Raw genomic sequence first — 13,144 nt, 5'->3', positions numbered from 1 at the left:
CCTATATACTCTCAGCGTTACTCGGTGAAGTAGTGTCTGGCAATGCGGCTCGAGAGACGGGAGAGGATCTCGTAGTGGATCGTGCCGCAGGCATCTGAGAGACGGGTAATGGGGAGCTGGTCATCGAAGATCACCACACGGCTTCCCTCGACGGCGGTGGGCGCATCGGTGAGATCGAGCATCACCGCATCCATGCAGACGTTACCGACTGTGGGTACGAGAGCACCAGACTCCGTTCGGAAGAGCGCCCGACCATTGCCCAGCTGCCTAGGGAGTCCGTCGGCGTAGCCTATCGGTATCACGCCTATGCGCGAGTCTCGCGTGAGGAGCCCCTTGCGCCCATAACCGACAGTGGCACCGGCGGGGAGCTTGCGTGTCTGGAGGATCACGGAGGAGAGTGAGGCTACCGGCTCCAGCCCCATCGGATCCACCTGTAGCGGTGAGAACCCGTAGAGCCCACATCCGAGCCGGACCATATCGGACCTGTAGTCCGGGAAGCGCGTCATACCGGCCGTATTGAGGGCGTGCTTGAGGAAGGGGTGGGGCAGCGCCTGACGAAGTCGCTCCTCCACGCGGTCCAGCATAGCCAGCTGCTTGTAGGTGTAGTCGTCCTCAGTCGGCTCGTCAGCAACCGAGAGGTGTGTGAAGATCGAAGCGACACGTACCGCGCTGGTCCGTGAGAGGATGGTCAGCACCTCCTCCTCCTCATCCTCGTCAAATCCGGTCCTGTGCATGCCGGTATTCCACTTCAGGTGGATAGGGTAAAGGTGTGCACCGTACCGCTCAGCGGCCGAGATGAAGTCGAGGAGAAGGTGCTTATTGAAAATGTTTGGCTCCAAGTGGTTGCTCATGATCTGCTCATACGACCCCGGCTCCGGATTCATCACCATTATCTGAGTGGTGATACCGAGACGGCGCAGCTCTTTCCCCTCATCGCAGACAGCTACGGCGAAGTAGTCCACCCCGCCGGTCTGCTCGAGGTACCGCGCCACCTCGTTGCTCCCAAGTCCATAAGCGTTGGCCTTAAGCATGCAGGTGAATCTCATCCCCTTCGGGAGGTGCGCCCGGTAGAGATTGAGGTTGTGTCCCAGACGAGAGAGATTGACACTCAGAATCGTCTGATGCACTCGCCGGACCATCCTCCTCACGATCTCCTCGAGATGGCTCTCGTGAGCGCCCTTGATCAGCACCACATGATCAGCGAGGTACTCCTCCGGATGGTCAGCGAGGAAGTCCTCCGTCGATCGGTAATACCTCGCATCGGGGGAAAAGGTGGTCCGGTACTCTCCCATCTCATCCCCGATCAGTACCGTCTCGGAGAGGTCGAAGCGGCGTAGGAGACTCGAGATCGTGGAGTACAGCCCCGTCTTGTCGTGGCTGCTCTCTCGGAAGGCTGACAGGATGACAGCGGACGGCTTCCCCAGCAACTCCTGTCGGCGTCGCAGCGCAGAGAGTGCAATGGAGAGGGAGTCTATGTCAGCATTGTAGGTGTCGTTGATGATCGTCATGCCATGCTCGCCCTCCAGCGTCTCGAGACGCATGGAGACCGGCTCCAGCCTGTGGGTAAAGGAGAGATCCTTCAGCCGCTCCGGTGCCAGCTCCGTCAGTATGGAGAGCGCCAGATAGCAGTCCTCGATCGTCCCGTCATCGAGAAATGGGAGCTCAAAGTGAACCTCCCTTCCACTCAGAGTTGCGTCCACGTCCACGCCGCCGGAGGTATGCACCTCCCTTCGGATCCACAGGACCGCATCCTGACGGCTTCGGCTCCAGCCGGTGAGGGCAAAGGGATAGCTCCCCTCCCGCAGGACGGTCTCTAGGTCGGGATCCGGATCGAGGCAGCCATAGACCCGGTCGCAGTGGCGGAAGAGCTTAAGCTTCTCCCTGATCAGCGCCTGTCGGTCGGGGAAGTTCTCCAGGTGGGCTGTCCCAAGGTGAGTCAGCACACCTACAGTCGGCAGGATGATCCGCTCGAGCCGATCCATCTCACCCGGTCGTGAGATGCCCGCTTCGATGAGTGCGAGATCGGCGTCATCGCTGATGCCCCAGAGGGAGAGCGGTACACCGATGGCGGAGTTGTAGCTTCGGGGGGAGCGGGACACCTTTTTTGTCCCTCCGATCATCTGATGGAGCAGCTCCTTGACTGTCGTTTTCCCATTACTCCCCGTGATGCCGACGACAGGCATCGACAGCCTGTGGCGGTGGAGTGAGCCCACCTGCTGCAGGGCGGTAAGGGTGTCTGGTACCGTTATGAATGTGGCATCCCGATACTCATCGGTCGGGAAGTGCCGGTCAGAGATGACAAAGGCACGCACACCTCGGCTGTAGAGCGGCTTGATGTACTTGTGTCCATCCTGCTTCTGGGTGACGAGGGCAAAGAAAAGCGTCCCCTCGGGGAAAGTGAGCGCCCGGGAGTCCGTCAGGAGTGTGGTGATCATACGGCTGTCCCTGATCGTTGGGTTTCCCAGTGCTGAAGCTATATCGGTGATAGTTACTGATGTCATAGATAATGTGATCGTATCTCTTGTATCCGCTGTACCTCATGGTCGAGATAGTCCCTCGGCAGCTCTGCTCGGATCTCGAGGAGGGTGCTGAGCAGAGAGTCGTAGTAGGCTCGGAGGCTCTCCCGACTGTCTGTCAGCGGTCTGTGATTGAGCTGCTTGCGTACCTTCTCCCACTTCTGTAGCGCAGGTCCGCTCTCCTCTCTGAGGTAGTACTCGCGGAAGCGCTCGATGATATACTCCGCTGCCTGGTCACTGGGATGCGCCATATCTCTGTCGTAAAATCGGTAGTCCCTCAGCTCGTCCTGCATGATCTCATACGAGGGGAAGTAGGAGACCCGATCGGGGAAGAGCTCCGTGAGTCTCTCGGCAGCCAGCAGCAGGATCGCCTTGCTGAGACGACTCTCGTGCGCCCCATCTCTGTAGTGAGGGATAGGGCTGACGGTGAGGAGGATCCTGATGTCAGGTATCTGCTCAGTCAGTGCAGGTATCAGCCGACCCCAGACTGAGACGATCTCATCGATCGAGAGACGACGGCGAGTGAAGTCCTCAGTCGGAAGCTTGTGGCAGTTATTAACCACCTCCCCCTGTCGCTCGTAGACCCAGGCGGTGCCGAAGGTCAGTATGAGTAGGTTCGTCTCCTGGAGCGCCGCCCTTGATCTCTCAAAGGCCGCCCGCATTTGCTGCAGAGCCACTACCTTACTGCTGTGAGAGAAAGCCCCATGGTGCATCATAGAGTGCCAGCGACCATCCCGCAGGATCAGCTCGTCCTCCCGCGGAGCGTCATCTAAGAGGAGACGCCCCATGCCCTGAGCCATAGAGAGAGGGTTGTATATGATCCCATAGGGCGAGTCTGTCACGTCGTAGAGGGCTCCCATCAGGTAATCTCTCAGACGGGTGGAGAAGCAGGAGCCCCAGAGCGTTAAGCGGTCTCCTCGGTCGTAGAGCCTGTCCGGCTTTTTTATCTCGATGACCTTGCGAAAAATCATACCCCAAAGGTACCGATAAATACTGCTCAGTGTACTGAAAAACGGTCGCAAAAAAGGCAATGAGGAGCCTTCCCCTCAGCCTTTTCTCTAATACCGATATTAGTGTGATCTAATATCGGTATTAGGCGAGACTAATATCGGTATTAGATCACGCTAATATCGGTAAAAGAAAATGCCCTTGTAGGAGGGTGACTCAATTTTAATTAAACACAATATTCGTTTACTTCGCAGTCGCATCGTTGGTTAATCCACTTACATTATCTTGATTATTAAGTTTGGTGAGACCATTGATGCTCTTCTTTCTGCCGATCGTAAAATTGTATCTAAAGTTTATGGCAAATAGATTTTGGAAATTATTCCAAATCGTTTCTTCCTTAAAGTTCATCAAGCTATTGTTGGAATAGATGGCAGATGGCTTGGGATTGTGAATATACTGCAATGCCACATATACATTGTTTTTGGAGTAAGATAGTTCACTAAAAACATAGGCTTTCTTCTTTTCCGTAACATCCCCCAATAGATCGGTCATAGAACTTCCTACATTTCCTAATATGGAAAATTCCTTGTAAGTAACACTTGCCGTGATAGAAAAGTATTTTGACCACTCACTTAGACTGGCACCATCAAGCTTCATGGCGCTAGTATACACAACTGTTGCGAACGGTTGGATTTTCAAGAATGAGAATGGAAGCCATTGAAGGCTGAGATCCGCAGCTGTGTATGAGGTGTGTTTAAAATGTTCAAGGGTCTTCACTATCTCTGCGTCTCTACTCTCAAATAATGTCATATAAGGGCGGCGCAGGTACGAATGCCGTATTGCGGCACTCATATAGAAAGTAGGTAGACTCAGTTGGTATTGAAGACGATTATAGAAAGTATAGTAGGGATGAAGATGAGGATTGCCCACACTATAATATTGATAGTTGAGATAGACTGGATGGATGGTGAGCTGTGAGATGTCAGGAACATTGGATAAGATAAGCGAGTTAAGCCTAATGGAAGAGGAGTGACCTATCTGATAGCTCGCAGACAATGAAGGTTTGAACACAGTATAATGCTTTGCCTTCATTTCTCCATTGTCTTGAATACTATGTTCTATACCTACACCTATGGTGTAATCGAGATTCTTTAACTTGCCTGCAAGATTTGAATATATATAGCAGACTTGCTGCTCCATTATGGAGCGGGCGTTTTCATTATAGGTCTGCTGGAGTTGCTTGTAAAAGTATCTTGCCCCGATGCTGATATTTTCATTGGAAAAGGACTTGTTGTAAAGCAACTCGGATATGATGGAATTAGAGTAATTCCTGAGATGGTTGTTGTACCGATAAGCAAATGTATTATCTGAATTTTCCTGGGAAATCTGATTGTCCGATTTTGAATCAAAATAAGATCCTACAAAATTGGCTGTCAATTCCTGGTTGTTCTTCAATTTTCTATTGTAATATAAATCCAATGATATAGCATCGTAATTGCTTTTAAGTTTTTTTGCCGAATAACCTTGTTATACAATTCCTGTACCAAATTTCGTTGTTGCAGTTTGTTGATGGCTTTCCCGCCCCGGGTTGAGGCGATACCTTACTTTAGCAGAAAACAGTTGGTTGTCATCCGGACTAAACATGTAATCTGACCCTATGATATGTTACTCCCCCTTGTAAGTACCGGGAAGTCCCTGCTGTTTGCTGGAGAAATTTGCATGGTCTATCTCATATTCGTACGTCTGATTGATTCTGTTGTCGTCAAGATTCCTGTAATCAATGAAATAGGAAAGGGCAACCTGGTGCTTGGGTGTGTACCACTTCGCATTGATTGTGTTTGTTCCGTAACCCGTTGTAAAAGAGTTTACTGTAGAGATAAAGCTGTTAAACCCGCTATCCTTTTCTTTTATGGTAAAGACGCTTAGCACTGCACCTATGTTTTTATTGGCAAATCTTGCTGGTGGCTGTGTAAAATACTCAACTCTCCTGATTTTTTTTGCAGGTAGAGCCATTAAGTCATTTTCATTCGCCTGTATGCCATCTATGAGAATGAGTATATTTTGCCGGTCTGTCGTTTGAAGGATATTTGAAATTCTATTTAATTGAAATTGTGGCATTTCTCCCAAGGCCGTCAAGGCAGAGGAGGCTCTTTCCTTCAGACTTTGTGGGATGAGTAGTTTGTCCTTACTCCCGAAGGTCTCAATCTCACTTGCAGAAATAACTACTTCCTGCAGTTCTTCAGAATGCCGCTTCAACATGATTTCTTGGTGAGACTTGACCGCTAAACACATCGTTTCGTAACCCACGGAAGATATCTTCAGTATAAGTTGCCTAGAGACAGTATCCGGAAAAGAAAAATATCCCTTATCATTGGATACCGTACCGGCAATCAGAATGCTATCAGGAATTTGGTACAGCCTAATAGTTGCAAATTCGACAGGTTGTTTTTCCTCATCTATTATCACTCCGGATATTTGGGCGTTGAGAATTTTGCACGAAAACAACAGAACTATTATTATAAAGACAAACTTATTCATACCGAACATAGAATTAAACTTTTTGTTACCACAAATTGAGCCTAAAAATGCAAGTAAGCAATTCCTCCTTTGATAATCCAAGGTTCGAAAGCAGGCGCCTAAAATTGCTATATTCTTGGGGACTGTAGATTCAAATTACTAGTGCAAGTTACTTATTAATTTTCTAACCTGACAGTCGTTGTGGTCTTGTACTTGTTCCTTTTCCTTGGTCTAGAGTTGAATTTCTGTACATAATTAAGGACCTGCTTATTGGTAATCATTGCTGTCCGATAAAAGTTTGTCGAACAGCAATAAGAAATTGCCCTTGTTGGAGGGTGACTGCTCAGTCAGAGCGGGGATCAGCCGGCTCCAGACAGTGACGATCTCATCGACAGAGAGCCGACGGCGGATAAAGTCCTCAGCCGGTAGCTTGTGGCAGTTATTGACCACCTCTCCCTGCCGCTCGTAGACCCAGGCGGTGCCGAGGGTTAGGATGAGTAGGTCAGTCTCGGCGAGTGCAGCCCTTGATCTCTCAAAGGCCTCCCGCATCTGCTGTAGAGCCACCTCCTTACTGCTGTGGGAGAAGTACCCATGGTGCATCATGGAGTGCCAGCGACCATCCCGTAGAACCAGCTCTTCCTCCCGCGGAGCGTCGTCTGAGAGGAGACGCTCCATGCCCTGAGCCATGGAGAGAGGATTGTACATGATCCCATAGGGCGAGTCCGTCACGTCGTAGAGCGCTCCCATCAGGTAATCCCTCAGACGGGTGGAGAAGCAGGAGCCCCAGAGTGCGAAGCGATCTCCTCTGTCGTAGAGCCTGACCGGCTTTTTTATCTCGATGACCTTGCGAAAAATCATGCCCCAAAGGTACCGATAAATACCGCTATGTGTACTGAAAAACGGTCGCAAAAAAGGGGCAATGAGGAGCCGTCCTCTCAGCCTTTTCTCTAATACCGATATTAGTGTGATCTAATATCGGTATTAGTCTCGCCTAATATCGGTATTAGATCACACTAATATCGGTAAAAGAAATTGCCCTTGCAGGAGGGCGACTCAATTTTAATTAAACATAATATTCGTTTACTTCGCAGTCGCATCGTTGGTTAATCCACTTACATTATCTTGATTATTAAGTTTGGTGAGACCATTGATGCTCTTCTTTCTGCCGATCGTAAAATTGTATCTAAAGTTTATGGCAAATAGATTTTGGAAATTATTCCAAATCGTTTCTTCCTTAAAGTTCATCAAGCTATTGTTGGAATAGATGGCAGATGGCTTGGGATTGTGAATATACTGCAATGCCACATATACATTGTTTTTGGAGTAAGATAGTTCACTAAAAACATAGGCTTTCTTCTTTTCCGTAACATCCCCCAATAGATCGGTCATAGAACTTCCTACATTTCCTAATATGGAAAATTCCTTGTAAGTAACACTTGCCGTGATAGAAAAGTATTTTGACCACTCACTTAGACTGGCACCATCAAGCTTCATGGCGCTAGTATACACAACTGTTGCGAACGGTTGGATTTTCAAGAATGAGAATGGAAGCCATTGAAGGCTGAGATCCGCAGCTGTGTATGAGGTGTGTTTAAAATGTTCAAGGGTCTTCACTATCTCTGCGTCTCTACTCTCAAATAATGTCATATAAGGGCGGCGCAGGTACGAATGCCGTATTGCGGCACTCATATAGAAAGTAGGTAGACTCAGTTGGTATTGAAGACGATTATAGAAAGTATAGTAGGGATGAAGATGAGGATTGCCCACACTATAATATTGATAGTTGAGATAGACTGGATGGATGGTGAGCTGTGAGATGTCAGGAACATTGGATAAGATAAGCGAGTTAAGCCTAATGGAAGAGGAGTGACCTATCTGATAGCTCGCAGACAATGAAGGTTTGAACACAGTATAATGCTTTGCCTTCATTTCTCCATTGTCTTGAATACTATGTTCTATACCTACACCTATGGTGTAATCGAGATTCTTTAACTTGCCTGCAAGATTTGAATATATATAGCAGACTTGCTGCTCCATTATGGAGCGGGCGTTTTCATTATAGGTCTGCTGGAGTTGCTTGTAAAAGTATCTTGCCCCGATGCTGATATTTTCATTGGAAAAGGACTTGTTGTAAAGCAACTCGGATATGATGGAATTAGAGTAATTCCTGAGATGGTTGTTGTACCGATAAGCAAATGTATTATCTGAATTTTCCTGGGAAATCTGATTGTCCGATTTTGAATCAAAATAAGATCCTACAAAATTGGCTGTCAATTCCTGGTTGTTCTTCAATTTTCTATTGTAATATAAATCCAATGATATAGCATCGTAATTGCTTTTAAGTTTTTTTGCCGAATAACCTTGTTATACAATTCCTGTACCAAATTTCGTTGTTGCAGTTTGTTGATGGCTTTCCCGCCCCGGGTTGAGGCGATACCTTACTTTAGCAGAAAACAGTTGGTTGTCATCCGGACTAAACATGTAATCTGACCCTATGATATGTTACTCCCCCTTGTAAGTACCGGGAAGTCCCTGCTGTTTGCTGGAGAAATTTGCATGGTCTATCTCATATTCGTACGTCTGATTGATTCTGTTGTCGTCAAGATTCCTGTAATCAATGAAATAGGAAAGGGCAACCTGGTGCTTGGGTGTGTACCACTTCGCATTGATTGTGTTTGTTCCGTAACCCGTTGTAAAAGAGTTTACTGTAGAGATAAAGCTGTTAAACCCGCTATCCTTTTCTTTTATGGTAAAGACGCTTAGCACTGCACCTATGTTTTTATTGGCAAATCTTGCTGGTGGCTGTGTAAAATACTCAACTCTCCTGATTTTTTTTGCAGGTAGAGCCATTAAGTCATTTTCATTCGCCTGTATGCCATCTATGAGAATGAGTATATTTTGCCGGTCTGTCGTTTGAAGGATATTTGAAATTCTATTTAATTGAAATTGTGGCATTTCTCCCAAGGCCGTCAAGGCAGAGGAGGCTCTTTCCTTCAGACTTTGTGGGATGAGTAGTTTGTCCTTACTCCCGAAGGTCTCAATCTCACTTGCAGAAATAACTACTTCCTGCAGTTCTTCAGAATGCCGCTTCAACATGATTTCTTGGTGAGACTTGACCGCTAAACACATCGTTTCGTAACCCACGGAAGATATCTTCAGTATAAGTTGCCTAGAGACAGTATCCGGAAAAGAAAAATATCCCTTATCATTGGATACCGTACCGGCAATCAGAATGCTATCAGGAATTTGGTACAGCCTAATAGTTGCAAATTCGACAGGTTGTTTTTCCTCATCTATTATCACTCCGGATATTTGGGCGTTGAGAATTTTGCACGAAAACAACAGAACTATTATTATAAAGACAAACTTATTCATACCGAACATAGAATTAAACTTTTTGTTACCACAAATTGAGCCTAAAAATGCAAGTAAGCAATTCCTCCTTTGATAATCCAAGGTTCGAAAGCAGGCGCCTAAAATTGCTATATTCTTGGGGACTGTAGATTCAAATTACTAGTGCAAGTTACTTATTAATTTTCTAACCTGACAGTCGTTGTGGTCTTGTACTTGTTCCTTTTCCTTGGTCTAGAGTTGAATTTCTGTACATAATTAAGGACCTGCTTATTGGTAATCATTGCTGTCCGATAAAAGTTTGTCGAACAGCAATAAGAAATTGCCCTTGTTGGAGGGTGACTGCTCAGTCAGAGCGGGGATCAGCCGGCTCCAGACAGTGACGATCTCATCGACAGAGAGCCGACGGCGGATAAAGTCCTCAGCCGGTAGCTTGTGGCAGTTATTGACCACCTCTCCCTGCCGCTCGTAGACCCAGGCGGTGCCGAGGGTTAGGATGAGTAGGTCAGTCTCGGCGAGTGCAGCCCTTGATCTCTCAAAGGCCTCCCGCATCTGCTGTAGAGCCACCTCCTTACTGCTGTGGGAGAAGTACCCATGGTGCATCATGGAGTGCCAGCGACCATCCCGTAGAACCAGCTCTTCCTCCCGCGGAGCGTCGTCTGAGAGGAGACGCTCCATGCCCTGAGCCATGGAGAGAGGATTGTACATGATCCCATAGGGCGAGTCCGTCACGTCGTAGAGCGCTCCCGTGAGGTAATCTCTCAGACGGAAGGAGAAGCAGGAACCCCAGAGCACGAAGCGATCTCCTCGATCGTAGAGCCTGTCCGGCTTATTTATCTCGATGACCTTGCGAAAAATCATACCCCAAAGGTACCGATAATCGGTCGCAAAAAGCAGAGTGGGGGCTGACGCATTTGAGTTTTACCTCACCCGCCCGATCTCGCATGCATCCCCTATGCCGCGGTAGCCGGATCCCGGGTGCCGGGGAGCATCGTATCGAGCAGGATAGAGTTCGGTGAAGTCTAAACCCGATATTAGTGATCACTAAACCCGGTAATAGTGATCACTAATACCGGGTTTAGTTTGGAGGGCGCAGGGCAGACGCATTTGAGTCTGTCTGATGCCCGTCAGAGAGGCTGATGCTCAGGTATGCGGATGGGTGGTCTCTCTTATCGCTCATCTCTGATGTGGCGGCGACCCGCAAGGGGGCGGGATACGAAATAAACTCTTATACATCGTCTTCGCCACTTCGTGGCTCGACCAATGCCCAGGGAGCAGGCATCCTTGTGGTTATGCTGCTGCTGAACGAGTCTCAAATGCGTCAGCCCTGGGACCTCACCATACATTAAACTATTAATTGCTACTTTTGCACCACATTCAATAGAAGTAATCTCGTTGCAAAGAAATATGGCTAATCATCTCCTTATCGTTGAGTCTCCCGCAAAGTCGAAAACGATCGGCAAGTTTTTGGGCAAAGACTTTACCGTACTCCCCAGTTATGGACACATACGTGACCTCAAGACTAAGGGTATGGGGGTCGATGTGGATAATAACTATGACCCTCAGTACGAGATCTCTGACGACAAGAAGAGCGTTGTCTCCACTCTAAAGGCTGCTGCAAAGAAGGCGGATCACATCTGGCTTGCTTCCGATGAAGACCGCGAGGGTGAGGCGATTGCGTGGCACTTGGCGGAGGTGCTTGGTCTGAGTGAGAAGGAGAAGAATAGGATCGTATTCCATGAGATCACCGAGTCTGCCATCCAGAATGCTCTGAAGAGTCCGCGCTCCATAGATCTGAAGATGGTCGATGCGCAGCAGGCACGGCGTGTGCTTGATCGGCTGGTGGGCTTTGAGCTCTCCCCGATCCTCTGGCGTAAGGTCCGTCCAAGCCTCTCGGCAGGTCGTGTCCAGTCTGTTGCTGTCAGGATCATCGTGGAGCGAGAGAAGGAGATCCACGACTTCGAGCCGGAGAGCTCCTTCCGCATACGTGGACTCTTTACGACAGAGGGGGGCGAGTCGCTTAGTGCCGACCTGACCTCACGACCGCAGTCGGTTGATGAGGCGATGGGGACTCTGGAGGATCTCCTCACTGCGACGTACTCCGTGGGACAGGTGACTGTAACTCCGGCGACACGTCAGCCGGCACCTCCATTTACCACCTCCACGCTGCAGCAGGAGGCATCGAGGAGGCTGGGCTACCCGGTGGGGCTGACGATGAGTCTCGCTCAGAAGCTCTACGAGGCAGGACATATCACCTACATGCGTACGGACTCGGTCCACCTCTCCTCCTTTGCCATCGGTGCCTCTGCATCGGTGATCGAGCGGGAGTATGGTAAGGAGTATGTCAAGGTCCGAAACTATGCCACCAAGACCAAGGGCGCACAGGAGGCTCACGAGGCGATCCGCCCCGTACATCCTGAGGCTGTGTCCGCTGGCTCGACGGCTCAGGAGCGGCGGCTCTATGATATGATCCGGAAGCGTACGCTGGCGACACAGATGGCAGATGCTCAGCTCGAGCGTACGACGGTGACCATTGATGCATCGAGTGGTCCTTCGTTTCAGGCCAAGGGTGAGGTGATCACCTTTGATGGTTTCCTCAAGGTCTATCTCGAGGGACGGGATGATGAGGATGACGCAGAGGAGTCAGAGGAGGGATCCGGACTGCTGCCCAGGATGGCTGTCGGAGACGTGGTCTCAGCTGAGCAAATAGAGGCAAGAGAGCGCTTCACGAAGCAGCCCGCCAGGTACACAGAGGCATCGCTGGTCAAGAAGCTGGAGGACCTCGGCATAGGTCGTCCTTCCACGTACGCTCCCACGATCCAGACGATCCAGAAGAGAGGCTATGTCGAGAAGCGGAACCTCGAGGGAGAGGAACAGAAGTACACTGTACTGACACTAAAGTCCGGCAAGATCTCCCGGACGATCCGTAAGGAGCGGGTGGGCGCCTCTAAGGGGAAGCTATGCCCGACTGACACCGGTCTCGTAGTGACGGACTATCTGATAGAGCACTTCCCAAGAGTGATGGACTACCACTTCACTGCCGAGGTGGAGGAGGAGTTTGATGCGATAGCAGACGGGGAAAAGGAGTGGACAGAGGTGATCGATAACTTCTACCGCTTCTTCCACAGCAACGTGGAGGAGGTGATGAATGAGAAGGAGGATCACAAGGTGGGTGAACGATACCTGGGCGATGACCCTAAGACGGGCTCCCCCATTTACTCTAAGATCGGACGCTATGGACCCATGGTACAGATGGGGAAGGCTGACGTGGATGGCGAGAAGCCTAAGTTCGCCTCCCTCCCTAAGGATCTATCAATAGCCACCATCACGCTCGAGCAGGCACTTAAGCTCCTGCAGTTGCCCCGAGAGATAGGTGAGTACAATGGGGATGCCGTCACGGTGGATATCGGACGCTTTGGTCCTTACGTAAGGGTCGGGAAGTCCTTCTTCGTGAGCATTCCTAAGGAGATTAGTCCCTATGAGATAGAGATGGACCAGGCTACTCCTCTGATCAAGGAGAAGATGGAGCGCGATCGGAATAAGTACATCGCTGAGTATGGGGAAGGGTCTGACAAGCTGGAGATCCTCAACGGTCGCTACGGTCCCTACATAAAGTATAAGCGGAAGAACTATAAGATCCCCAAGACCGTCGAGGCAAAGTCGCTTACGGAGGAGCAGGCGCGCGCCATCGTGGCCAAGAGTGACAAGAGTGGCGGGTCGGCCAAGAAACGCAGCACTTCATCAAAGACCAAAAAGGCTGCTTCTCCCAGGAAGAAAGCCTCAGGAAGTAAAGTGAAGAGTAAAAACTGACA

At 49.4% G+C, this 13,144-nt stretch carries 9 protein-coding genes; 1 reads left to right on the top strand and 8 read right to left on the bottom strand.

Going from position 1 to position 13,144, the window contains the following annotated elements:
* Positions 1–17: 17 nt before the first annotated feature.
* The 8 genes from Q0F21_RS00440 to Q0F21_RS00405 form a co-directional block, all read right to left on the bottom strand.
* The gene (locus Q0F21_RS00440; RefSeq protein WP_297236372.1) at positions 18–2,501 is read right to left on the bottom strand and encodes a bifunctional UDP-N-acetylmuramoyl-tripeptide:D-alanyl-D-alanine ligase/alanine racemase; all 2,484 of its coding nucleotides are present in this window, start codon (positions 2,499–2,501) and stop codon (positions 18–20) included.
* A complete protein-coding gene (locus Q0F21_RS00435; protein ID WP_297236371.1) occupies positions 2,498–3,487 on the bottom strand; it encodes a GSCFA domain-containing protein in 990 nt (329 codons plus the stop codon). The genes Q0F21_RS00440 and Q0F21_RS00435 overlap by 4 nt, the downstream gene beginning before the upstream one ends.
* A gap of 220 nt (positions 3,488–3,707) precedes the next feature.
* Positions 3,708–4,919, bottom strand: a complete 1,212-nt coding sequence (locus tag Q0F21_RS00430; RefSeq protein ID WP_297236369.1) for an outer membrane beta-barrel protein — start codon at positions 4,917–4,919, stop codon at positions 3,708–3,710.
* A 210-nt stretch (positions 4,920–5,129) separates the two neighbouring features.
* Positions 5,130–6,002 (bottom strand): carboxypeptidase-like regulatory domain-containing protein, encoded by an 873-nt coding sequence (locus tag Q0F21_RS00425; RefSeq protein WP_297236368.1) that lies wholly within the window; start codon positions 6,000–6,002, stop codon positions 5,130–5,132.
* A 246-nt stretch (positions 6,003–6,248) separates the two neighbouring features.
* Positions 6,249–6,839, bottom strand: a complete 591-nt coding sequence (locus Q0F21_RS00420) for a GSCFA domain-containing protein (protein WP_297236370.1) — start codon at positions 6,837–6,839, stop codon at positions 6,249–6,251.
* Between the two features lie 222 nt (positions 6,840–7,061).
* Positions 7,062–8,273 (bottom strand): outer membrane beta-barrel protein, encoded by a 1,212-nt coding sequence (locus tag Q0F21_RS00415; RefSeq protein WP_297236369.1) that lies wholly within the window; start codon positions 8,271–8,273, stop codon positions 7,062–7,064.
* 210 nt (positions 8,274–8,483) lie between these two features.
* Positions 8,484–9,356 carry a carboxypeptidase-like regulatory domain-containing protein gene (locus Q0F21_RS00410; protein ID WP_297236368.1) on the bottom strand — a complete coding sequence of 291 codons (873 nt, stop codon included), beginning with the start codon at positions 9,354–9,356 and terminating at the stop codon, positions 8,484–8,486.
* 246 nt (positions 9,357–9,602) lie between these two features.
* Positions 9,603–10,193 carry a GSCFA domain-containing protein gene (locus Q0F21_RS00405; protein WP_297236367.1) on the bottom strand — a complete coding sequence of 197 codons (591 nt, stop codon included), beginning with the start codon at positions 10,191–10,193 and terminating at the stop codon, positions 9,603–9,605.
* 546 nt (positions 10,194–10,739) lie between these two features.
* On the opposite strand from Q0F21_RS00405, the gene topA reads away from it, so the two are divergent.
* Positions 10,740–13,142 (top strand): type I DNA topoisomerase, encoded by a 2,403-nt coding sequence (gene topA, locus Q0F21_RS00400; RefSeq protein WP_297236366.1) that lies wholly within the window; start codon positions 10,740–10,742, stop codon positions 13,140–13,142.
* The last annotated feature ends 2 nt before the right edge of the window (positions 13,143–13,144 follow it).

Origin of the sequence: uncultured Porphyromonas sp., assembly GCF_934359325.1 — a bacterium.
Taxonomy (GTDB): domain Bacteria; phylum Bacteroidota; class Bacteroidia; order Bacteroidales; family Porphyromonadaceae; genus Porphyromonas_A.
The sequence above is the reverse complement of the archived record's forward strand: the minus strand, read 5'-3'. Positions and strand labels throughout refer to the sequence as shown.